General features: G+C 67.7%; 15 protein-coding genes. 7 read left to right on the top strand and 8 right to left on the bottom strand.

The annotated features are described in order from the left end of the window. The first annotated feature begins 47 nt into the window (after positions 1-47). The 4 genes from HUA75_RS02050 (at position 48) to HUA75_RS02035 (ending at position 11,123) form a co-directional block, all read left to right on the top strand. Positions 48-1,907 (top strand): Hint domain-containing protein, encoded by a 1,860-nt coding sequence (locus HUA75_RS02050; protein ID WP_246137378.1) that lies wholly within the window; start codon positions 48-50, stop codon positions 1,905-1,907. 147 nt (positions 1,908-2,054) lie between these two features. Next, entirely contained in the window at positions 2,055-5,705 is a 3,651-nt protein-coding gene (locus tag HUA75_RS02045; RefSeq protein ID WP_174485403.1) for a choice-of-anchor A family protein, read from the top strand. Between the two features lie 48 nt (positions 5,706-5,753). Then, positions 5,754-9,848, top strand: coding sequence for a M36 family metallopeptidase (locus HUA75_RS02040; RefSeq protein ID WP_174485402.1), 4,095 nt, complete (start codon positions 5,754-5,756; stop codon positions 9,846-9,848). Between the two features lie 93 nt (positions 9,849-9,941). Beyond that, the gene (locus HUA75_RS02035; RefSeq protein ID WP_141645402.1) at positions 9,942-11,123 is read left to right on the top strand and encodes a M23 family metallopeptidase; all 1,182 of its coding nucleotides are present in this window, start codon (positions 9,942-9,944) and stop codon (positions 11,121-11,123) included. A 24-nt stretch (positions 11,124-11,147) separates the two neighbouring features. Here HUA75_RS02035 and HUA75_RS02030 read toward each other — a convergent pair whose 3' ends face one another. After that, complete coding sequence (locus HUA75_RS02030) at positions 11,148-11,738, bottom strand: DUF2378 family protein (protein ID WP_174452983.1); 591 nt, start codon at positions 11,736-11,738, stop codon at positions 11,148-11,150. Between the two features lie 218 nt (positions 11,739-11,956). Then, the gene (locus tag HUA75_RS47450; protein ID WP_256433081.1) at positions 11,957-12,079 is read right to left on the bottom strand and encodes a hypothetical protein; all 123 of its coding nucleotides are present in this window, start codon (positions 12,077-12,079) and stop codon (positions 11,957-11,959) included. Between HUA75_RS47450 and HUA75_RS02025 the strand changes: the two genes are divergently transcribed. The 3 genes from HUA75_RS02025 (at position 12,078) to HUA75_RS02015 (ending at position 17,107) form a co-directional block, all read left to right on the top strand. Next, positions 12,078-14,492: a glycogen/starch/alpha-glucan phosphorylase gene (locus tag HUA75_RS02025; RefSeq protein ID WP_246137431.1), complete on the top strand. Its 2,415-nt coding sequence runs from the start codon at positions 12,078-12,080 to the stop codon at positions 14,490-14,492. The genes HUA75_RS47450 and HUA75_RS02025 overlap by 2 nt on opposite strands. A gap of 353 nt (positions 14,493-14,845) precedes the next feature. Next, positions 14,846-15,952 (top strand): triacylglycerol lipase, encoded by a 1,107-nt coding sequence (locus HUA75_RS02020; protein ID WP_174485401.1) that lies wholly within the window; start codon positions 14,846-14,848, stop codon positions 15,950-15,952. Between the two features lie 81 nt (positions 15,953-16,033). Next, positions 16,034-17,107: a hypothetical protein gene (locus HUA75_RS02015; RefSeq protein ID WP_174485400.1), complete on the top strand. Its 1,074-nt coding sequence runs from the start codon at positions 16,034-16,036 to the stop codon at positions 17,105-17,107. A 7-nt stretch (positions 17,108-17,114) separates the two neighbouring features. On the opposite strand, the gene HUA75_RS02010 is transcribed toward HUA75_RS02015, so the two are convergent. The 6 genes from HUA75_RS02010 to HUA75_RS01985 form a co-directional block, all read right to left on the bottom strand. Continuing rightward, the gene (locus HUA75_RS02010; protein WP_174485399.1) at positions 17,115-18,206 is read right to left on the bottom strand and encodes a hypothetical protein; all 1,092 of its coding nucleotides are present in this window, start codon (positions 18,204-18,206) and stop codon (positions 17,115-17,117) included. Between the two features lie 120 nt (positions 18,207-18,326). Next, complete coding sequence (locus tag HUA75_RS02005) at positions 18,327-19,085, bottom strand: ABC transporter ATP-binding protein (protein ID WP_141645396.1); 759 nt, start codon at positions 19,083-19,085, stop codon at positions 18,327-18,329. Beyond that, complete coding sequence (locus tag HUA75_RS02000) at positions 19,082-20,056, bottom strand: iron chelate uptake ABC transporter family permease subunit (RefSeq protein ID WP_371746037.1); 975 nt, start codon at positions 20,054-20,056, stop codon at positions 19,082-19,084. Before HUA75_RS02000 ends, HUA75_RS02005 begins: the two co-directional genes overlap by 4 nt. After that, complete coding sequence (locus HUA75_RS01995) at positions 20,046-21,008, bottom strand: ABC transporter permease (protein WP_141645395.1); 963 nt, start codon at positions 21,006-21,008, stop codon at positions 20,046-20,048. The genes HUA75_RS02000 and HUA75_RS01995 overlap by 11 nt, the downstream gene beginning before the upstream one ends. A 12-nt stretch (positions 21,009-21,020) precedes the next feature. After that, the gene (locus HUA75_RS01990; protein ID WP_174485398.1) at positions 21,021-22,022 is read right to left on the bottom strand and encodes a siderophore ABC transporter substrate-binding protein; all 1,002 of its coding nucleotides are present in this window, start codon (positions 22,020-22,022) and stop codon (positions 21,021-21,023) included. A gap of 169 nt (positions 22,023-22,191) precedes the next feature. After that, on the bottom strand, positions 22,192-24,144 hold the full coding sequence (locus HUA75_RS01985) for a M3 family metallopeptidase (protein WP_141645393.1): 1,953 nt from the start codon (positions 24,142-24,144) through the stop codon (positions 22,192-22,194).

Genomic DNA, 24,144 nt, shown 5'->3' with positions numbered 1-24,144 from the left:
GGATGTCCTTGACGGCGGTCTGAAGCGGAGGAGGCACTATGATGGGAATGCGTCGTTTTCTGGTGATGGGTTGCACCACGGGACTGGCGTTGCTGTCGGGCTGCACGTCGGCGCCCCGGGATGAACAGGTGGCGAACTTCGGCCGCACCAGGCAAGGAGTGGGAGATGCCTCGCGGCTGACCAAGGCCGAGTGGGCCACGTACCAGGCAGACCAGAGCTACCTGCACGGCATCGCCAAGCCCGACGTCCGCATCCGCCTGAACCTGGCGGACCCGGCGCAGTACCGCTTCGCGCTCGCGCGGCTCAAGATCGCCGGCAAGACGCCGGAGAACTCTCCCTACCTGTTCGAGGCGATGGAGACGCGGCACCGCGAGCACGTGGCCCTGGGCTACAAGCCGGGCCTGCTGCCCGTGAGCAAGGACCTCGCGGAGAACTCCGCCGCGCGGCAGGAGCAGCACGTCATCGCCGCCGCGAGCACGGGTGAGGACACCGACGTCCTCAACGATGGCACGGGCACGTCCACGTCCTCGTTCCCGGGTGGCTCCTTCTACACCTATACGGACACGACCTATACCGACACCACGGGGTACCCGCTGGGCGAGCTCATCTGGGGTGAGCAGTACGACCTCGGAACGAACGTGACGGTCAACGCCAAGGGCAACCTGGCCCTGACCCGGCTCACGCGCTACCGGATTGCGTCATACAAGGCCGAGGACACCGTGGAGGGCTTCACGGACTCGTACGTCTTCAAGGAGGTCGGCTCCGACGTCGCGACCACCACCACCCAGCAGCCGCGGCTGAACCTCCCGCCGGTCATCGAGGCGCCGCTGGACATCAAGTTCAACGACAACCTCATCTCCGTGTGCCTCAACCGCACCTGGACCCAGGATTGCGACTACGACCTGACGGGCAATCCCCAGTCCGTCAAGCTGCCGTTCAAGGGCAACGTCTCCATCCGCAGCGCGCACACGTTCAACGAGGCGGTCATCAATCAGTACCGCGTCGACCTGAACAACAACGTGGCGCGTCCCGACTCCGGCCACATCAAGCTCATCCTCACCAACGTGGGCGGCGGCTGCGATGTCACGGACACCAACACCCTGCAGGCCAAGATGGCGCAGTTCTGGAACCGCGTGACGCTGAGCTCGGACAAGAAGACGCTCTACTGGGACATGACGGAGGCCAACGCCGCGTTCTTCGACGACGGCTGCCGTCAGGTGCAGGACACGGTGAAGCTGACGGCGCAAATCACGCTGCCGCTCGTGCTCGTCTCCGGCACCGTCTCCACGCCCTACCAGTCCTCCATCACCCTGAGCAACGACGACCTGGTGGACCGGCCGAGCTACTCCTTCAAGAAGCTCACCATCACCAACAGCTGCCTGGCGGCGGGGACTGAAATCGAGCTGGCCGCGGGCAAGGTGGCGCCCATCGAGTCGGTGAAGGCCGGTGACCGGGTGCTCAACCCGCACCAGCCCGCGCTCACCGTCATGGACACGGCCATCGGCGTGGAGACCGTGCCCATGGTGCGCATCCGCAGTGAGTCCGGCCGCTCCCTGCTGATGACGGAGATGCACCCCATCCAGGTCATGGCGCGCGGCATGGTCCAGGCCCGCTCCCTGAAGAAGGGCGACGTGGTCATGACCAAGACGGGCCCCAGCAAGCTCGTCGACGTCAGCCGCGAGCCGTACGCCGGCAAGGTCTACAACGTCAAGGTGGGCTCGGATGCGGAGAAGCTGGCGCTCGCCGCGGACCAGACCGTCGTCTACGCCAACGGCTTCGTGGTGGGTGACGGCCAGATTCAGCAGAAGTACGAGTCCATCGCGATGACGAGCAAGGACGGCAATGTGCTCGCCCACCTGCCCAAGAAGTGGCACCGCGACTACGTGATGTCCGCCAAGCGCAAGTAGAGCGCGCCTGGCTCGCGGCCAAAGTCAGGCCCCTGCTCGGAAGACCCGGCCACCCAGTGGGAAACCGCTGGGTGGCCGTGCCCGTTATCGCCCACCGAAGCCCGCATCCCACGTGCCACACCAGCTCAACACCACGGAGTGAACCTGATGCAGACGCGCACCGTTCTCCTGCTCCCGTTTGTCGTAGCGCTCGCCGTGGCGTGTGGTGACGCCAGTCTCCCTCCGCCCGAGCCGGAACAGCCACGAGCCTCCAGGCTGCGCGCCGAGGCCAGGACGGAGCGTCTGCGCCTCGCGGGCCAGTTCATGGCGCCAGCGCCAGCAACCTCCAACACCCTGAACGCCACGGCCGCGGCGCTCGCCGCGGCGATGGACGCTCCCGCGGGGACCACCGCCACGCTCACGGCGCCCGCGGATGACTCGGCGCTCGTGCTGCCCACCTTCGGGGTCATCAAGCCCCGCATGGGAAACACCCTGGCCGTCCTGAGCACCGGCACCATCAACCAGCATGCGACGCGCGCCACCGAGCCCGGTACGGACTTCACGCCCACGGGAATCGAGGGGGACGCGGTGACGCTGCGGCTCACCTTCAACGTGCGCGCGGGAATCTCCCGCATGTCTTTCGACTATCGCTTCCTGAGCGCCGAGTCGCCCGACTACGTCGGCAGCGAATTCAATGACGTGTTCACGGTCCGGGTGACCGATGCCACGAACACGCGCATCATCGAGCAGACGTCGGTGAACAGCGCCGAATTCTTCGATGCCTCCGCCACGCGCGCCGGAGGCTCCGGGTTCGACCTGCTCGCCGACGACCCGGATGGCATCGACTACTTCCCCATCACCTACCCGTCCACCATCCCCACGTTCCCGGACATGGGCATCACCAACTACAAAATCATCAACATTCCCATCAGGGGCGGTGGGCCCGTCACCCTCGAGTTCTCCATCCAGGACCTCGGGGACGGCATCCTGGACTCGGCGGTGGTCCTGGACAACATCACCTTCGGGACCTTCCAGGTGGTCGACCCGAACCCCGAGCTTATCGACAGGAGCTCGCGCACGGTGTCGCAAGACCTGGAGGCGCTCGCGCACGAGGACAACGGCGCCTCCATTCGCGCGGTGGTCGCCGATGGCGAAACCAAGCTCGTCGTGCGCGCCAAGGTCAGCGGCGCTGGAAACATGGTGTTCTCCGTGCCCGCCGCCACCGGGAACCCGAACGGCGTCTTGAGCGCCATTGGGAGTTCCACCGTGAGCAACACGGTGTCGGTCCCCGCCGTGCAGCTCAGCACGGGCTTCTACGCGCTGGCGCTGTATACGAGTCCCGAGGACTTCAACAACGGCACCTCCGCCGGGGTCAACAAGCGGACCACGACGCTCTCCGCGGCCTTCACCCCGACGGGAGGGGCCACTGTCACGGAGACGCTCCCGCTCAACATCATCCGCCCCCCCCTGGTGGTCGTTCACGACATCTGGTCCAGCTGCCTGTTCTGGACGGGCAGCGCCCGCATCTCCGGCAACCCCCTGTTCGACGTCACCTGTGCGGACTACGCGCTCTACAATTCGGCGGGCATCGAGTCTCCGCAGAACGTCGACGTCGTTTCGAAGGCCGTGGACGAGGCCTTGACCGAGCACCGCCATGACAATGTCGCCGTCACCCAGGTCGACGTCATCGGCCATGGCATGGGCGGATTGATGGCCCGCAAGTTCGTCGACCGGACCGACTACCACGACGACTCGAACCTCGGAAAAGGCTACTTCAACCGGCTCATCACCGTGAACACCCCCCACCTGGGCACGCGCATCGCGGACGAGGTCGTGAGGATGCGAACGTCCTTGAACGCATCGGAGATGACCGCCGTCAGGAACATGTTGCGCAACTTCGGCGTCAAAATCGACGGGGCCGAGGGAGGCGCCATTGATGACCTCGTGACGCAGAGCCCGACCATCAACAGCATCCAGACCACCCCGGTCCCATCGCATGTGCTGGTCGGCACCGGAGGAAACACCATCGAGCACGGTACCGCCTTCGAGATGCTGCTTCCCTCCACCCGGACGCTGTACATCAACATGCAGAACAGACACCCCTACACCAAGGGCGCCGAGTCCTCTGTGAAGGACAGGCTCATCCTGACCAAACTGGACACCGTCACAGGCAACAAGAGCCGCATCTTCTGCGACGACCCGTACGACCTCTTCCTCGCCGAGGCAGACCAGCGGGGAGGGCTCGCCAACAACAGCACCAGCACCCCATTGACCACCCTCCCGGTCGTCAGCGGCGACAACGACTCCGAACACTTCCAGGTCATGAGCAACGACGCCCAGGACAACCGGATCGTCGAGCTGCTCAACAGCCCCGTCAAGGGCCCCTTGTTCGCCACGTCCATGCCCGCGCCAGGACTCCTGACCCGGGAGAACAGCTGCCCGCCCACCCTGGCGCCCCTCGAGGACAGCCCCCCACCCCCAGAGCCGCTCCCCTTGCTGGCGGGCGCCATGCAAATCGTCTCGCCGGCCGCGGGCACGCCTGTGACGCCGGGGAGCCTGATAACGGTGAGCCTGCAAGGCACCGGAGGCTTCCTCCCCGTGAGCGCGCTCGTCGGAGGCGTGGGCCACGGGGCGTTCATGAAGACCGCGCCCTTCACGACCCAGCTCCGGATTCCGAGGGATGCCATTGGCACGGTGACGCTCACCGCCTATGGCTTCGATGCGACGGGCACCTCCGCGGAGTCCCCTCCGCTCGTGCTTCCCGTGACCACCACGGCGAAGCTGACGTCCATGTCCGTCATCAACGGCGACTCCACGCTTCGCGGCGTGGGCTCGACACGGCACCTGGTCGTGGTGGGCCACTATGACGACGGCGTGAAGCGCGACATCTCCTCGCCCGCGCTGGGCACGGTGTACTCCGCGTCCAACGCGGACGTGGCCACGGTGACCCTGGGTGGAACCGTGACGTCTCAAGGCGTGGGGCTCGCGACCATCGTCATCCGGAATGGGGGCCTCCACACCAGCATCACCGTGAAGGTCAGCGAGGGCAGCACCCGCCAGTGTCTCGATGTCCACCTGGGGGACTACAACCTCTTCGTCCAGGAGGACTATCGCGAGGGCATCGACGTCGGAGGACAGGTGGCCGCCGGCGGCAACATCTCCCTCAAGGACTTCCAGGTCGGCTGGAAGCTCCCCGCGACGGAGACCACCAACGTCCTGGTCGCGGGTGGCAATCTCATCCTCAACAACGGCACCGTCTGGGGCAATGCCAGATATGGCGGACAACTCCTTCCCCAGGGCTCGGTGGTTGTGAACCGCGGCACCGCGGCGCGAGGCAATCCCATCGACTTCGCCGCGCGCTTCACCGCGCTGCGCGCGCTCTCCACCCGCCTGTCCAACCTGCCTTCCGCGGGCACCGTCATCATCGAGAGCTGGGGGGGCGTCCTGCTGCGCGGTGTCAACCCCGAGGTGAATGTCTTCAACGTGGAGGCCAGCGTGTTCACCAACGCCACGCTGCTCTCCCTCGAAGCCCCCGCCAATTCCCTGGCTGTCATCAACGTCCGCGGAACCACGGCGCGCTTCGCCAACTTCGGACACGTCTTCACGGGTGGCATTGACGAGCACGGCGTCCTCTTCAACTTCCCCGAAGCAACCGCCATCACCGCCTTTGACTATGGCTTCTACGGCACAGTCCTTGCACCCAATGCCCATTTCAGCTTCGCGAACGGCAGTTGGGTGGGAGGCATCTACGCACGCTCACTGATAGGCAATGCTGTTGGCCATATCAGCCGGCTGCGGGATACTACCATCTGCCAGTAAGGGCCGGCGCTCCCGTCAAGGGAAAGCAGTGAATCCGTGGGGGGTCAAGTGGCCAAGAGTCTTGTGAGCAGTGTTCCCACCGTGGTGTGGGCCCTGGCGATAGGCACAGGGTGTGCGGTGGAACTCCCCACGGGAAGCGCTCCCGACCCGAGCAGACAGGTCGGGAGCGCCGCGGCGCTCCCCTCCGTCGCGGTCGTCTCTCGCGACGTGGACCGGAACACTCCGACCCTGGTCTGGGCCGAGCGCGCCACGTCGCGCCCGAATCCCAGCCATGACACCCCCGAGGCGGCCGCGCGTGCCTATCTGGAGCAGCAGGCGCCGCTGTATGGATTGTCCCCGGCCGACCTGCGCGCGGCGTATGTCCATCGCGTGCATGACATTGGCCGGGGCGGAATCATCGTCTTCTTCAGGCAGCGCGTCGCGGGCCTGGAGGTGGTGCGCAATGAGTTGAAGGTGCTCCTGACCCGGGACCTGGCGCTCGTGGGCCTCACGGGCCACCTGAGTCGTGGGGTGGAGCGCGCCCAGCAGCTCGCCGGCTCCACCCTGGCGACCGCCAGTCCCCGTCATTCCCCTGGCGAGGCGGTGCTGAGCGCGCTCGGGGACATGTATGGCCAATCCCTGGCGGGTGAAGTCCACGAGGTGCGTCACGCCCAGGCGGGGGGCTCTTTCTTCGACTTCGTGCCCGACAGCGTGAACAAGCGCTCCGGTGTCTCCCTGGTGACTCCGGCCCGGGTCAAGCAGGTGTACGTCCCCATGCGGGGTCAGTTGCTCCCAGCCTACTCGGTGGAGCTCCTCGCCGAGCGCGCGGGGGATGAACACCCGCGAGGACATGGCTACCTGCTCCACGTGGAGGATGGGCGCGTGCTCCATCGTCGCGACCGCGTCATGGCGGACGCGTTCACGTACCGCGTCTGGGCGGATGCGAATGGCGTCCCGCTGGACAGCCCCCAGGACGACTACACCCCTCACCCGAAAGGCGAACCCGACGGACGGGAGCCGGGATTCACCCAGCCGATACAGGTGTCCGCGGAGGGATTGGTCCACCCCGGCACGCTCCAGATGGACCCGTGGCTGCCCGCCGGGGCGACCCGGACCGCTGGCAATAACGTGTGGGCCTACGCCGACCACTACAGCCCGGACGGCTTCTCCGAGGGTCCCGCCGGGAAGGACACGCAAGCGTTCGTCACGCCAGGCACGCGAGACTTCCCGCATGAATACGACACCAGCGCCGCCCCCCTGGCCTCTCAAACACAGACATCCGCGTCGGTGGTCCAGTTGTTCTACACCACCAACTGGTTGCACGACTATTTCTACCTCTCTGGCTTCGATGAGCAGGCGGGCAACACGCAGACCGACAACCTGAATCGAGGCGGAGAGGCCAACGACAGGTTGCTGGCCGAGGCCCAGAACCAGGGGCCGGATGCGCGGGCGCGCAACAATGCCTTCGCTTTCGTCCCCTCGGACGGGGTGTCTCCCCGGCTGGAGTTCTACCTCTGGGAGACACCCGAGGTCCGCGCGTTCTCCGGCACGGGTTTCTCATACACCACCGGCAAGGCCGCGTTTGGCGCCCGGGACTTCAACCTGCAGAAGCCCCTGGTCCTCGCGGATGACGGGCAGGCGCCTGGAGAAGACGGGTGCCAGCCGCTGGTGAATGCCAACGCGGAGGACGCCATCATCGTGGTCAACCGGGGTGGCTGCACGGACGAGCGCAAGGCCATCCACGCGGAGGCCGCCCTGGCGGCGGGCCTCATCGTCATCAATCACGTCCCCGGTGCCCCGGCGCCCACCCTGTTCGAGGGAGACCCGGCGCCCAATCCCTCACTTCCGGTGCTGTCCCTCTCCTACGAGGATGGACAGGCGCTCAAGGCGCTGCTCGCGCAGGGCCCCTCGCAGGGGACCATGAGGCGCGCGGCCAGCGCCGACAGGGATGGCACCCTGGACAACACCATCGTGGCCCACGAGTGGGGGCACGTGCTCTTCCATCGCCTGGCCGAATGCTCGACGCCGCAGTGCGACGCCATGAGTGAAGGCTGGAGTGACTTCACGGCCCTCCACCTGATGCTGCGCGAGAATGACAACCTGGATGGGACGTTCGCGGTGGGCGGCTTCGCGGCCCAGCTCCGGGGGGAGAGTTCCTACTTCGGTGTCCGTCGGATTCCCTACTCGCGGCTGGCGACGAAGAACGCGCTCAGGTTCCGGCACATCACCCAGGGCACCGCCCTGCCCGCGACCCACCCGGTGCGCTCCAACGCGTTTGGGAACGCCCAGATGCACAACGCCGGCGAGGTCTGGGCCAGCATGCTCTTCGATGGCTACCTGGCCCTGGTCGGGCAGAGCCGGGGGAACTCGCCGCGCATCCCCTCCTTCGCCGAGGCCAGGCGACGCATGGCCGACTATGTGGTCACCGGGATGATGCTGGCGCCGGTGGACGCCACCTTCACGGAGCAGCGGGACGCGCTGCTCATGGCCGCCGCGGCGAAAGACCTCCAGGACATGGAGCTGCTGGCCCAGGCCTTCGCGGACCGCGGCGCCGGCTCCTGCGCCGTGTCGCCGCCACGCGACTCCGTGGGCTTCAGCGGGCTCGTCGAGGCCCAGCACCTTCAATCCGACCTGAGGCTGGAGGGCGTCACGCTGAAAGAAGGCGCGCGCTCCTGTGACAACCACGACGGGGTGCTGGATGGCGCGGAGACGGGCAGAATCGAAGTCACCGTCAGGAACCACGGCCCCGCCGACGCCTCCTCCGCGAGAGTGACGGTCTCCAACGGCCCGACGACCCTGCTGTTCCCCCAGGGGAACTTCGTCACCGTGGGCGTCGTGGCGCCGTTCTCGGCCCGGACGGTTTCGATTCCAGTCGAGCTGGCCCTCTCGGTGGGTTCGGCGAGCATCGCGCGCTACGACGTCACCCTCGACAGCGCCACCTCCTGCCAGACGTCCTCCACCCAGCAGCACACCGCGCAGCTCGACTATGACCTGGTCCCGTCCGTGACGGACAGGGTCGAGGGCCACCGGAGCACCTGGGTGCCCGACGTGCTCGAAGGTGAAGCAAGCCAGACCTGGCGCATCCAGGAGTCGCCGCGCGCTCCGGGGGACCGCATCTGGTTCGCGCAGGATGCCTTCGACTTCGCGGACACGGCGTTGCAGACCCCGGAGATGGTCATCCCCGCTGGCGGGCGGTTCAGCCTGTCGTTCGAGCATCGCCACTCCTTCGCCTACTTCACCAGCGAGCACACCGGCGTGACGGACTACTGGAACGGGGGCGTCATCGAGTTCACCCGGAACAATGGTCAGACCTGGCAGGACGTCAGCACCCTCGTCACCGCGGGCCTGGACTATGGCGGCCCCCTCGACGCGGAGACCGGCAACAACCTGGGGGGCAGACTGGCCTATGTGAAGGAGAACACGGCCTGGCCCAACACCAACACCGTCACCCTGGACTTCGGGACCCGGCTCCAGGGTAGCACGGTGAAGTTGCGCTTCCGCCTGGGCTCGGCCCTGGCGCTCGAGGCCCACGGCTGGGAAATCGACAACATCACCGTCCAGGGCGCCACCGCGCCGCCCTTCCTGAAGCTCGCCGCAGACGTCGGCACCTGCCATCCCCGCGTCGTCGTCGGAGTGGACCAGACCGTCTTCAGTGGCGACCCGGTGACGCTCGATGGCGAGGGGAGCACCGACCCGAATGGAGACACGCTGGCATTCACCTGGAAGCAGCTCACGGGCCCCACCGTGACGCTGGATGTGAGTGAGCCGGAGCGGCCGGGCTTCACCGCGCCCACCGTCCAGGTGGACACGGACCTGACGTTCGAGCTGACCGTGAGTGACGCGGAGCTCTCCGCCTCCGCCCCGGTGAAAGTCACCGTCCGGCCACGCCCCGTCGTCGTGGACGCGGGCCAGGACGCCGGCCCCGACCCTGAACCGGACGCCGGCGCTGATGCGGGCTCCGACGCGGGGACCGACGCCGGCTCCGACGCGGGGACTGACGCCGGCTCCGACGCGGGGACCGACGCCGGCTCCGTGCCCGAGCCTCCCAAGCGCCCCGGTGAACACACGGGCTGCACCAGCTTCGGGGGCGGCGCGGGGCTCGCGGGGCCTCTCGGAATGCTCGGCGTGCTGCTGCTCATGGCCCGGCGCCGGCGCCGGAGCTGACTCGGCGAAGCAGCCAGGCAGGCAGGCTCGGGAAAAACCCGAGCCGCCAGTTGGGCAGGGGCGCGAGTGTCCACTACACTCGCTCCCCGCCCCATGCGACTTGCCCCCCTCTTCGCCCTGGCCGCCCTGCTGACCGTGTCCTCCGCTTCCGAGGCCGCCGTCCGGTACGACATCAAGAATCGCCGGATTGAACCGCGCCAGACGTTGGCGGGCGCGCTGCATGAGGCCCAGTTACCCGACGCCCAGGTGACCGCGGTCATCTCCGCGCTGGAAGGCGTGTTCGACTTCCGCAAGTCCCGCGTGGGCGACCAGTTCCGCATCGTCCTGCGCGATGGCGAGCTGGACTTCTTCGACTACCGCCAGAGCCTCGTCGACGAGTGGCAGGTGCGCCGCGACGGCGAGAAGTACGTGGGCAGCAAGCGCTCCATCGAAGTCGAGAAGCAGGTGTCCGTCGTCTCGCTCGAAATCCAGACGTCGCTCTACGAGGCGGCGGTGGACGCGGGCGAGGACCCGGCCATCGGCATGGTGCTGGCGGACGTGTTCGCCTGGGACATCGACTTCTACCGGGACGTGCGCAAGGGCGACACCGCGCGGGCGCTGGTGGAGAAGTTCGTCTCCAAGGGCCGCGTGCTGCGCTACGGCGAGGTGCTCGCCGCCCAGTACGTCGGCGGCCTCGTCGGCCCCAAGAAGGTCTACCGCTACGTCCTGCCGGACGGGCAGCCCAACTACTTCCAGGAGGACGGCGCCAGCGCGAAGAAGACCTTCCTCAAGAGCCCGCTGAAGTACGCGCACGTCACCAGCAAGTTCGGCTCGCGCTTCCACCCGGTGCTCCAGTACCTGAAGAACCACAACGGCGTGGACTACGGCACGCCCATCGGCACGCCGGTGTGGGCCGTGGCGGACGGCACGGTGACGCAGGCGGGCTGGGCCGGCGCGGCCGGCAACATGGTCGTCCTGCGCCACGCCAACGGCTTCGAGACGCAGTACATGCACCTGTCGAAGGTGGGTGAGGGCGTGCGCGTGGGCGCGCGCGTCAGCCAGAAGCAGGTCATCGCCTATTCGGGCAACACCGGCCGCTCCACCGGACCGCACCTGCACTTCGGCATGAAGCGCGGCGGCGGCTACACCAACCCGCTCAACCAGCAGTTCCCCCGCGCGGACCCGCTGCCCAAGACGCTCCTGCCGGACTTCCTCGCCAAGGCGCAGGAGCTCGCGGGACAGATGGAGGCCGTCTCCGTGGCCGCCGTCGCCGGACAGGCCCCCGCGGCGCCCTGAGGCGGCACCGGGGCCGTCAGCGGACTACTCCCAGACGATGTCGTAGTCCGCCGCGAAGTAGCCGTGCGGCGTGCCCACGACGGTGCCCTTGCACTGGATGGCCTTCAGGGCCTCCTGGAGCACCCCTTCGTGGAACTGCACCGGCTGCATGTCGCCGTGGAAGGACAGGCGCACGTGGCGCTCGCTCAGCACGGAGTACTCCCGGCGCCCGTAGCTCACCAGCGTGGAGTAGGCGGTGGGCGCGTTGGACAGGAGGCGCTTGGGGTCGCCCTTGCCAATCAGCCGCGTCAGCGTCTGGCCCACCGTGGAGGAGAAGAAGCCCGTCACGGCGGCCGCGCCACACGCGCGCACCGCGTCCTCCTGGGAGGTGAAGCGCCCCGCCTTCGCGAGCGCGTCAGACGTGGCGTACAGCAACCGGATGGCGTCCACCGCGGAGTAGGAGAAGAAGTCCACCGGTGAGCGCTTGAAGAGCGGCTCGCGCAGCCGGGCGGCCGTGTCCGGCCCCAGCTGCTTCTCCGCGAGCGTCAGCACCGCGTTGAAGATGAGGCCGCGGACCGTGTCTTCGGGCCGCACCAGCGCGAGCCGCTGGTCCAAGTCATTCTTCGGGAAGGCCATGACCGTTGATTTCTACATCAAACCGGCCTGCCAGGGGCGCCCGTTCCACGTAAGCGCTGTGGGAAAGCAGGCGGATGGGCGCGCATCGCGCTTCGCTCCTGGACGTCCCAGGTCCTTCCCAGGGAGCATCCCTCCCCTTCCTGGCTCCGCGCTTTCCCATGCGACGTCCGCCAGGGCTGCGCTACCCTGACACCCCGCATCAGCCTTCCCACCCGAAGTCACACCCGGATGGAGACCTCTCGCGACATGGCCTCTCCCGCCTCCGCTTCCCCGCAGTCCCGTCCCGCGGCGTCGAACTCGAATGACGACAGCGGCCGCACCGGGAGCGACGCGACGTCCATGCGCCGCTCGTTCCTGGACCACGTGCGCTACTCGCGTGGGAAGAACTACGAGACGTCCACCGCGCACGACCGCTTCATGGCGCTGTCCCTCGCGGTGCGAGACAGGCTGGCGGACCGCTGGGTCCGCACCGCGCGCACCTACTACGAGAAGGACGTCAAACGCGCCTACTACCTGTCCGCGGAGTACCTGCTGGGTCGGGCGCTGGGAAACAACCTGTTGAGCCTGGGCATGCACGACGCCGCGTCCGAGGCCATGCGCGAGGTGGGGGTGGACCTCACCAACCTCCTGGAGATGGAGCCGGACGCGGGCCTGGGCAACGGCGGCCTGGGGCGCCTGGCGGCGTGCTTCCTGGACTCGCTGGCGACGCTCGGCTACCCCGGCATGGGGTACGGCATCCGCTACGAGTTCGGCATCTTCACGCAGGACATCGTCGACGGCTACCAGGTGGAGCGCGCCGACGAGTGGCTCAAGTTCGGCAACCCGTGGGAAATCGTCCGGCCGGAGAAGGCCGTGCCGGTGCGCTTCTTCGGGCGGGTGGAGCACCACCAGGGTCCGGACGGCAGGCCCGTGGCGCGCTGGGTGGGCGGCAAGACGGTGGTGGGCGTCCCCTACGACACGCCCATCGCCGGCTACCACAACGACACCGTCAACACCCTGCGGCTGTGGCAGGCGCGCGCGTCCGAGGAGTTCGACCTGCTGCTCTTCAACGCGGGCGACTACGAGCGCTCCGTCGTCGAGAAGAACGACTCGGAGGTCATCTCCAAGGTCCTCTATCCGAACGACGCGTTCCAGGCGGGCAAGGAGCTGCGCCTCAAGCAGCAGTACTTCTTCGTCGCGTGCTCCATCGCCGACATCGTCCGGCGCTTCCTGAAGAACCACACGGACTTCAGGGACTTCCCCAAGAAGGCGGCCATCCAGCTCAACGACACGCACCCGGCCATCGGCGTGGCGGAGCTGATGCGCGTGCTGGTGGACGAGAAGCGACTGCCCTGGGACGAGGCCTGGTCGATTACGCAGGCGGTGTTCGGCTACACGAACCACACGCTCTTGGCGGAAGCGATGGAGAAGTGGCCGGCGACGCTGTTCGAGCGGCTCTTGCCCCGTCACCTGGAGCTCATCTACGAAATCAACCAGCGCTTCCTGCGCCAGGTGCAGATTCGCTACCCCTATGACCAGGAGAAGCAGCGGCGGATGAGCCTGGTGGAGGAGGGCCCGGAGAAGAAGATTCGCATGGCCCACCTGGCGGTGGTGGGCAGCCACAGCATCAACGGCGTGGCCGCGCTGCACACGGACCTGCTGCGCCGGGACGTGCTGCCGGACTTCGCGGCCATGTACCCGGAGCGCTTCAACAACAAGACGAACGGCGTGACGCCGCGCCGGTGGCTGGCGTGGTGCAACCCGCGCCTGTCCAAGCTGATTACCTCCCGCATCGGCGAGGGCTGGGCGACGAACCTGGACAAGCTGCGCGAATTGGAGCCGCACGCGGAGGACCCGGCCTTCCGCAAGGCGTTCCGCGAGGTGAAGCGCGCCAACAAGGAAGACCTGTCCCAGCACATCCGGGACCTCCGCTCGGTGCGGCTCAACCCCGACGCCATCTTCGACGTGCAGATCAAGCGCCTGCACGAGTACAAGCGGCAGCTCCTGGACGCGGTGCACATCGTCGCGCTGTGGATGCGGGCGCGCAGGGACCCGAGCACCATCATCCACCCGCGCGCGTTCCTCTTCGGCGCCAAGGCGGCGCCGGGCTACCACCTGGCGAAGCTGACCATCCGGCTCATCAACGGCATCGCCGAGGTGGTCAACAGCGACGCGGGCACGACGGGGCTGCAAGTGGTCTTCGCCCCCAACTACCGGGTGAGCCTGGCCGAGCGCATCATCCCCGCGGCGGACGTGTCCGAGCAGATTTCGACGGCGGGCATGGAGGCCTCCGGCACGGGCAACATGAAGCTGATGCTCAACGGCGCCTTGACGCTGGGCACGCTGGACGGCGCCAACGTGGAGATTCGCGAGGCGGTGGGCGACGAGAACTTCTTCCTCTTCGGCCTCACCGCCGATGAAGTGATTGCCCGCAAGCGCGCCGGCTACCGGCCGCGCGACGAGTACGAGAAGAACCTGGAGCTGCGCGAGGCGTTGGACCTCATCTCCACCGGCTTCTTCTCCCCGGAGGACCGCGCCCTCTACAAGCCGCTGGTGGACAGCCTGCTGGAAGAGGACCGCTACCTGGTGCTGGCGGACTTCGCGGCCTACGCGGCGAAGCAGGATGAAGTCGTCCGCGCCTACCAGGACGCCGAGGGCTGGACGCGCAAGTGCATCATCAACGTGGCGCGCGCCGGCATCTTCTCCTCGGACCGCACCATCAAGCAGTACGCGGAAGAAATCTGGCGCATCCAGCAGACGCCCGTGGAGCCGTAAGGCCGCGCCGCGCCCCCCCCCCGTTGACCGCTCCGGCGACGGGGGGCGACCCGCCCGTGTGAAGCGAGTCGCGACGCGACGCGCAATAATTGACGCATTGAGACAGCGCACCGCGCAATCACAGACAACGCAGTGCGCCAGCAAACAGACGGCTCGCCGCGTGAAGCCAACGCAGCGCGACGTGTTGACTCTGGAATCAATCCTGAGGCACTGATCTCCCGGTTCTTCGGGATTCGCTCGGTCGTGGGGTTGGGCTGAGTCGCAGGGTGCCTCTGAGTGAGGCCGGCTCCCGGGGTTCTGTTCCGACGTGCATCGGTTGCAGCAGGCGTTCCTCCCAAAGCCAGGAGTCCCCCATGAAACAACAGCCGCTGTTCCTTGCAGTCCTGACGCTCGGTGTCCTGGGCGTCGTCAGTCCGGCCACCGCCGCGGAGAAGACCACCTACCCCGTCGTGTTCGCGCATGGCTTGGGAGGCTTCGACGACATCCTCGGGTACGACTACTGGGGTGACGACTACGGCACCTTCGTGGGTGACCCGTGCAACGAGCTGTTCGAGACGTCGTGCAACAGCGGCCTGAACAGCGGGCAGCGCGCCTTCGCCGCGGCGGTGCCGCCGGTGCAGAGCTCCGACGTGCGCGGGCTGGACCTGGCCAATGACGTGGAGGGCTTCATGGCCACCGCGGGCTCGTCCTACGTGAATCTGGTGGGCCACTCGCAGGGTGGCATTGATGTGCGCAAGGCCGCGCGCGTGCTGCGCGAGCGCAAGGGCTACACGGTGGTGAAGGCGCTGGTGAGCGTGTCCTCGCCGCACCGTGGCTCGCCGGTCGCCAAGTACATCCTGGACCTGGGGCCGGGCATCACCAGCGTGCTGGACGCGCTGTTCCGCCTCTACGGCGACGTCGTCTATGCCCCGGGCAATGACGGCTACGCGGCGGTGAAGGCGCTCATCTACAACGACGCGGACGCGAACGACGGGAAGACGACGGGCGCGAAGGCCTTCAACATCGCCAACCCCATCAACGCGTCCTACGCGTCCCACTACGCGTCGCTCATCACCGCGCAGCAGGGGCTGAGCGTGAACCCCGCGCTGTTCGTGGTGCGTGAGTTCCTGTTCGACATCGACGGTGACGGCGCTTGCGCCGATGACTGCGACAACGACGGCGCCGGCGGCAAGGGCGACGGCAACCGGTCCGAGCAGGACGACGACGGCCTGGTGGGCATCAACTCGCAGCAGATGGGCTACCGGCTGCGCTACACGGAGCGCCTGGGCTCGGACCTCATCGCCCAGGACTCCGCGCTGGGCTACGTGTCCAACATCAACGCGCCCAGCGCGCTGCAGTCGACCTCCATGTCCAGCGTCATCAACCAGGACCACCTGGACGTCATCGGCCTGGGGCCCGACACGTTCAGCGAGATGGAGTTCTACGCGGCCATCATCGACTACATCGCGAAGGTCGACTGACCCCGCGCTGAGTCGTCCATCGCCGGGAGGCCCGTCACCTGGCCTCCCGGCGTTCTTCACCGTGCCCCAGGGAGTGGATTCATGCGACAGCGCACGAAGGTCTTGCTGGTGAGCGCGGTGGCCGTGGCGTGTGGCGTGCTGGGCTGGGGCCTGGTCCGGCCCACCGGGGCGGTTGTCCCGCCCACGACGCCCGCCTCTCCGTCCACTTCCGGCGCAGCCACACGGCAGGCCCCTGTCACGGCCCGTCCCTCGGCCGTCACCGCGCCACCCGTGATGCCCTCCCCTGCCCCAGTGCCCGGTGCCGTGGACGCGGAGCTGGAGGCGCTCGCGACGTCGCTGCGAGAGAAGTACGGGGCGAAGCTCCACGAGCCGTATCTCCAGATACGGATGGTGGAGGAGCTGATGCGCTTCTTCCAGGAGCGCTTCCCGGACCGCTGGGAGCAGGAGCTCTTGGCCTTCCTCAAGGCGAACTTCCCGGAGCACTACGACACGCTGGCGGCGATGCTGCGCAACCGCGTGGACTACGAGAAGTGGGTCCGGGACAGCGAGTCTTATTTGAGAGGGCTGGGCGACACGGAGCGCCGTGCGGCGACGTGGGACGCGCGCCACCGCCTCTTCGGCAAGGAGAACGCCGAGCGCATCTGGGCGTCGGAGCGGAAGAACCAGGCCATCGCGGACACGCTGCGGACGCTCGGCGCGCAGGAAGGCGTGAGCCTGGAGAAGAAGCTGTCCACCTACAAGGAGCGCCTCCAGGAGGTGCACGGTGAGCAGGCCGCGGCCTACGTGGAGCGCCACCAGCAGGAGCTGATGAACCGCTTCCTGGACCTGCCCTCCGTGCAGACGGACCTGGGCGCCATGCCGGCCGACGAGCGCGCCAGGAGCCTGCGCTCGGTCCGCAAGGAGATGGGCCTGGACGACGAGGCCCTCCAGCGCTGGGACACGTTGGACCAGAGCCGGGACGCCCGCTGGGACGCGGGCGCGAAGTACATGGCGGAGCGGGAGGCGCTCGCGAAGGAGCTGTCCGGAGAGGCGCTGGAGGCGAAGCTGGTGGAGCTTCGCGCGCGCTACTTCGGCGGTGAGGCGGAGACGATTGGTCAGGAAGAGGCTGGTGGCTTCCTGCGCTTCACCCGCCCCCGGCAGTGGGGACGCAACTGACGACGCCTCAGAGCGGTGAGTCGCCCCCTGTGCCAGGGACGGGAGGCTCCACCGGCAGAGGCAGCAGTGCCGGGGTCAACTGATGGCGCTGCTTGAAGCGCGTCCACTCCTCAATGAACCCCTCCAGCTCCTCGTGGCTGGGCCCCGAAAGCCCATCGCGAAGCATCCGGGTCATGAGTTCCTCCTGGGTCGGCGCCCTTCGCGGCGGGAGCTTCTCTCCAAAGCGCTCACGGAGCAGGCTGAAGGCACGGGGTACCCAGCCCGGGGGTCCGTCCAGGGTGAGCGCTGTCTCGAGCGCGCGTGCGGCCCTCAGGTCCACCTCCTTGTCCGCATGCCCCCGCAGGGCCTTGAGCATCATGGGGAGGGCCCGGTCCAGCGGAGGGCGCTCGACGAACCCCCGCGCCAGTTGCTCGCGCTGCGCGCCGGTCAACACCACGGGAGTCCTGACGCGTCCATCGTAGAACGCGCGGGCCGAGTCCCCCTCCGGCACCAGCCCGTACAACCCATCCCAGCGCGTTGCGGGATGCGCGGACACGCGCACCTGCCAGTCCACCCGCGCCGCCTCCAGATTCCCGCCCCGCCCCACGATGCGCTCCTGCGTCCACTTCTCGTGCGCGTTCCTCGCGAGCGTCACCGCGCGGCGATAGGCCTCCAGGTCATCATTGCTCGCCGGGTAGCGCGTCCCGTACGACTTCGCCACGGCGCGCCACTTGCCGGCCCTGTGCGTCAGGAACGCCACCACCGCGAGCCCTTTCTCGAAGCGAGCGGGTGCTGGACACGCCAGTTCAATCCAATGCACCTCGAGCCGTTCGCCCTGACGGGCATTCCCCTTCCACGCCTCGCGGACGCGCAGGCGCGCGACATGGCCCGATTCCCAGTCCTCCTTTTGAGCGCGCTCGCGTTCATCCTTCGGCAACGGCCATGCCTCCTCGACGTCCGCCCACACCACCCACTCGGCCTCCTCGGTCAGTCCCCAGAGCGTCTCCGGGGGAATGGGGTAGGCCTGGGCGCGAGGCCCCGGAATGAACAGCGCCGCCAACACCAGCGCCATCAACCGAGGGGCGTTCCTGAAACCCCTCTCGAAATCGGACTCATGCACGGGTCGCTCTCCTCTCGAGTCACCGGAGGCTCTCCCATCCACGCTCGCGCGGAGTCATGCCGACCGCATGCCTCCATCATCCTTTCATCATGAGCCCGCGAGGCAATAAGCCGCGCGACGTCAGCGGTAATGCGTGGCAATCCAGTCGCCATTGATTTGCTGAATGGCGATCTCCAAATCATAGACAGCCCGCAGCACGTCCGGCCGCATGATGTCTTCCGAGCGCCCCTGGAACGCGACCTTGCCGTCCCGCATCGCGATGAGGTGGTCGGAGTAGCAGGACGCGAAGTTGAGGTCGTGCAGCACCAGGACAAAGCTCTTGCCCAGCGTGTTGGCGGCCGTCCGCAGCTGCTTCATCATCGACACCGCGTGCTTCAAGTCCAGGCCGTTGAGCGGCTCGTCCAGGAGGACGTAGTCCGTGTCCTGGCAGAGCACCATGGCCACGAAGGCCCGCTGGCGCTGGCCGCCCGACAGCTCGTCCAGGAACCGCGCCGAGAGCGCCTCCAGGCCCATGTGCTGAATCGCCCGCTCGACGTGCTCCTGGTCCTTCACCGTGGGCCGCCCCTTCGAGTGGGGATAGCGGCCGAACGTCACCAGCTCGCGCACCGTCAGCCGTGAGGTGAGGTGGTTGTCCTGACGCAAGATGGCCAGCCGCCGGGCGAGCTCGTCTCCCGGCGTGGTGACGACGTCCAGCCCATCCACCAGCACGTTGCCGGAGGACATGGGCAACACGCGGGAAATCATCGACAGCAGCGTCGACTTGCCCGCGCCATTGGGGCCGATGATGGAGGTGATGCCGCCGACGGGAAAACGCAGGGAGACGTCGTCCACGACGAGCGTAGGGCCGTAGCGCTTCGTGACGTTCTTCGCCTCGATCATCTCGGGGACTTCCTCATGAGCATCGTGATGAACACCAGCCCGCCCACGAACTCGATGATGACGCGCGGGTTGGTGTCGAAGGCGAAGACCTGCTCCAGGACGACCTGTCCGGCGACCAGCGCCACCGCGGCGACCAGCGCGGCGGCGGGCAGGATGAGCGCGTGCTTGTACGTGCGCACCAGCGCATGCGCCAGATTGGAGACCAGCAGGCCGAAGAACGTCACCGGCCCCACCAGCGCGCTCGACACCGAGACGAGGATGGCCACCAGCACCAGGGTGAGCGCCACCGTCCGCTGGTAGTCCACCCCCAGGTTGATGGCCGTCTCCTTCCCCAGCACCAGGACATCGAAGGTGCGCAGCATTCGGAACCCCATGATGGACACGCCCAACGTCAGGAGGAACGAGACGACGAGCAACTCCTGGTCCGGGTTGTTGAAGCTCGCAAAGAAGCGGTCCTGGAGGAAGATGAACTCGTTGGGGTCGATGAGGCGCTGGAGGAAGGACGACAGGCTCCGGAACAACACCCCCAGCACCACGCCCGTCAGGAGCACCAGGTGCAGGCTGCGCCGGGCCCCGCCGAACATCCCCCAGTACAGCAGCCCCGAGAAGGCCACCATGATGAGGACCTCCACGCCGAACAGGAGCCGGGGGTCCAGGCTCGCCACCGTGCCAGAGCCCAGGAAGAAGAGCAGGCACGTCTGGATGAGCACGTAGAGGTTGTCGAACCCGAGAATCGCGGGCGTGAGCACGCGGTTGCCCGTCACCGTCTGGAAGAGCACCGTGGAGACCGCGATGGCGTAGCCCACCAGGAGCGCCGTCGCCAGCTTCCGCCCGCGGAACGGCAGGACGAAGTCCCACTGCCCGCCCACGTCGATGAGCATGAACAGGGCCGCGCAGGCCATCGCCACGCACCCGAGGATGAACAGGGTGCACTCGGGCCGCCTCACCACCACGAGGCCGTCAGCCGACACGGGCGTCCCTCCTCAGCAGGAGGAAGAGGAAGAGCCCGCTGCCAATGACTCCGGCGATGGTCGCCCCCGGAATCTCGTACGGGAAGCGCACCACGCGGCCGATGATGTCGCAGAGCAGGACGAAGCCCGCGCCCCCCACCGCCACCCAGGGAATGGACTTTCGAGCGTTGTCTCCCATGAACAGGCTGACGACGTTCGGCACCAGGAGCCCCAGGAAGGGAATCATTCCCACGGTGACCACCACCATCGCGGTGACCAGGGAGACGATGACGAGCCCCAGCGCGACGATGCGCGAGTAGCGCAGTCCCAGGTTGGTGGTGAAGGACTCCCCCATGCCCACGACAGTGAAGCGGTCCGCCGCCACATAGGCGCACAGCGTGAGGACCAGCGTCACCCAGAGCAGCTCGTAGCGACCGCGCAAGACGGTGGAGAAGTCGCCCGTCTTCCACGCGTTGACCGACTGGAGCAGGTCGAACCGGTAGGCGAAGAAGGTCGTCACCGAATCGAAGACGCTGCCCAGTACCAGGCCCACCAGCGGCACGATGAGCACCGAGCGCATGGGGATGCGGCGCAGGATGAGCAGGAAGAGCGCCGTCCCCGCCAGGGCGAAGCAAGCCGCGACGAGCATCTTCCCGAGCACGGGAAGCTGAGGGGCCAGGGCCGTGGCGGCCAGCACCCCCAGGCTCGCGGACTCCGCCGACCCCGCCGTCGCGGGCTCCACGAAGCGATTGCGCGCGAGCATCTGCATCAACAGCCCCGCCACCCCCAGCGACGTTCCCACCAGCATGACGGCCAGGAGCCGGGGGATGCGGCTGATGACCAACACCTGGAGGGCGCGCTCGTCGGGGCTCGGCGAGAAGAGCGAGTCCCACGACACGTTGCTGACGCCAATGAACAGGCTGACCAGGGCCAGCAGGGCGATGACGGCGGCGGCGGCGATGAAGCGTTTCACGGCCCGGGCAGCCTACTGGGCCCGCGCGGCGTAGGCGTCCGCAATCTGGCTCCGCAGGGCATTCACCGCCTGGATGCCACCGCCAATGAGGTAGGTCGTCAGGGGGTCCAGGTAGACGACCTGCCCCGACTTCCAGGCCGTCGTCTGCTGGACCAGCTCGTTGTCGAGCACCTTCTGGGCCCCACCCTGCTGGCCCATGCCCGCGTCACGGTCAATCACGAAGAGCCAGTCGGGGTTCTTCTCCCGGATGAACTCCGAGCCGACGACCTCACCGTGCAGCGACGCGCTGAGCCCCTCGGCGGCCACCGGCACGCCGAAGTCACCGTGGATGACGCCGAAGCGCGAACCCGGACCATAGGCGCTGATGCGGCCTCCGGTGACGAGCACCACCAGCCCCTTGCCTCGGCCCGCCGTCGTCTCCTTCAGCTTCGCGATGGACTCTCGCAGCTGGGCCACCAGCGCACGGGCCTTCTCTTCCTTGCCGAAGATGCTCGCCAGCAGCTCCGTGTTGGCCACCACCGTGTCGATGTAGTTCACGCCGCCCATCGGCAGGTCGACGGTGGGGGCGATTTTCGACAGGCTCGCGTACTTCGCGCTGGAGCGGCCCCCGGTGATGATGAGGTCCGGCTTCGCGGCGTGGATGGCCTCGTAGTCGGGCTCGAACAGCGTCCCCATGCGCAGGTACTTCGCGTCGGCGAACGGCGCCAGATGGTGGGGGAACTGGTCACCCGCGACGCCGAGCACGCCCACTTCCAGCGCCTGCAGGATGTCCAGGGCGACCAGGTCGAAGACCACGACGCGCTGGGGATTCAGCGGGACGACGGTGGTCCCCTGGCCGTGCTTGAAGGTCCGGCCTTGTGCTTCCGGCACCGCGGGGGCCTGGGCCACCGGCGCGGGCGCGGACTCCGAGGAGGAGCCGCTCTGGAGCTTCACGGCGATCGCGACGGCGGCCACCACGGCGACGACACCGAGAATCGCGAAGAGGGGAAAGGGACGCCTGTCAGGTGTGCTCACGGTTTCATCCAGCCAGTGCTCGCGGAACGGAAAGACCCAGGTCGCGGGACGGCGCCGCCCCACATACCAGTCCGTGCACGGACACGCACCACTTGATTCTGCAAATCAATATCGAAGTGTAGGCCCAGAGGGGCGCCCGGAATGGCGCCCCCCCTTCACGCCTTGATGCTCACGCCGCCTTGTTCAGCCAGGCCTCGTACGCGTGGAAGTCGTAGTCGCGACCCAGGAAGGCATGCACCAGCCTGGCCGCGTCGTCCGAACCGCCCGGCTCCAGCACCGCGCGCCGGTACGCCTGCGCGGGCTCGGGGGACAACATCCCCTGCTTCTGGAACACGGTGAAGAGGTCCTTGGCGATGACTAGCGACCACATATACGTGTAGTAGTTGGACGAGTACCCCTCCAGGTGCCCGAAGGACAGGTGGAAGTACGTGCCCTCCACGTAGGGGAACGGCGTGTATGTGCCCTGGAGTTCCCGCACCAGCGCGGTGGCGTCCAGGCCCGCCGGGTCCCTCCGGTAGATTTCCAGGCTGAGCGCCGCGTAGAACATCTGCTGGCGCACCCACAGGCCCTTGCCGAACTCCTCCGCGCTGCGCATCCGCGTCACCATCTCCGCCGGCAGCGGCTCGCCCGTCTGGTAGTGCTTCGCGAACGTCTGGAGGCTCGCCGTGTCGCGCGCCCACTCCTCCAGCATCTGCGACGGCGCCTCCACGAAGTCCCACTCCGTGCGCACGCCGGACACGCCCGCCCAGCGCGTGTGGCCGCCGAAGATGTGGTGCAGCAGGTGGCCGAACTCGTGGAGGAACGTCTCCACGTCGTCATGCTGGAGCAGCGCGGGCTCCGTGCCGGGCTTGGGGAAGTTGCACATCAGCACGCCCTCGGGCAGCCGGCGGTCGGACTTGCCGCTGGTGAGGGTGAACTGCGCCGCGTGCTTGTACTTGTCCGCGCGCGGGTGCATGTCCAGGTAGAAGCGGCCCTTCACCGTGCCGCCCTCCAGCACGTCGTAGGCCTCCACGTCCGGGTGCCACACCGTGGCGTCCTGGATGCGCCGGTACGTCACGCCGAACATCCGCGCCGTCAAATCCAGCATGCCCTGCTTCACGCGCGTGTATTCGAAGTACGGGCGCACCGCCTGCGAGTCGAAGGCGTACTGCTCCGCCTTGATGCGGTCCTCCAGGTACGCCTGGTCCCACGGGTCCACGCGCGCGGCACCCGGCACGTCCCGGCGCTTGCGCTCCAGCAGCAGCGCGTAGTCGCGCTGCATGCGCGCGCCGGACGCGTCGGAAATCTTCGCGATGAAGTCCGCGGCGGCCTGCTCGTCGCGAATCATCTTGTCCTCCGTCGCGAAGGCCGCCCAGTTGCGGTAGCCCAGCAGCGTGGCCAGCTCGTGACGGCGCGCCACCATGCGCTCCAGCACGTCCGTGTTGCTGGGGTGGCCCCGCATGCGGAAGGCCCGCCACATCTGCTCGCGCGCCTTCGCGTCGCGCGAGTACGTCATGAAGGGGATGATGTCCGGATAGTCGGTGGTGATGCTCACCTGACCGTCCGCGCCCGGGGGATGGGCCCGGACGTAGTCGTCAGGCAGCCCGTCCAGCGCGGAGGGAGGCAGGGACACCGCGCGCGTGTCCTGGAGCATGTTGCGGCTGAACTCCTGGCCAATGCGGACCAGCTCATCGTTGAGCGCCTTCACCCGCGCGCGGGTGGCGTCATCGCGGTCCACGCCGGAGCGGCGGAAGTCGCGCAGCACCTTCTCCATCCATTTGCGCGTCTGCGCGTCCTGGCCGGAGAGGTCCAACGAGGCGAGCACGTCGTAGACGCCCCGGTCCATGCGGATGTCGGTGGCGAGCGTCTCCAGCTCCTGCTCGGCGGCCTCGGCGGCCTCGCGCATGGCGGCCTCCGGGTGGGAGTGCCGCGCGACGCTCGCGCGGGCCCCCGCATCGTCCAGCGAGGCCATGGCCTCGTCGTACAGCTCCAGCACCTGGACCACGTCGAAGGGGGCGCGAAGCGCCTTGAGGCGGGCGATTCCGGCGCGGGTGGCCTCCATGGCGGCTTCACCGGAGCGTCGGAACTCGGCGGGCGGACAGGTGATGAGGCGGACGGCGTCGGGGACAGGCGTTTCAGGCAC

The sequence above is a fragment of the Myxococcus sp. CA040A genome, from assembly GCF_013336725.1.
Classification (GTDB): Bacteria; Myxococcota; Myxococcia; order Myxococcales; family Myxococcaceae; genus Myxococcus; species Myxococcus llanfairpwllgwyngyllgogerychwyrndrobwllllantysiliogogogochensis.
Note: the sequence above shows the minus strand (reverse complement) of the source record. Positions and strands in the feature narration are given on the sequence as shown.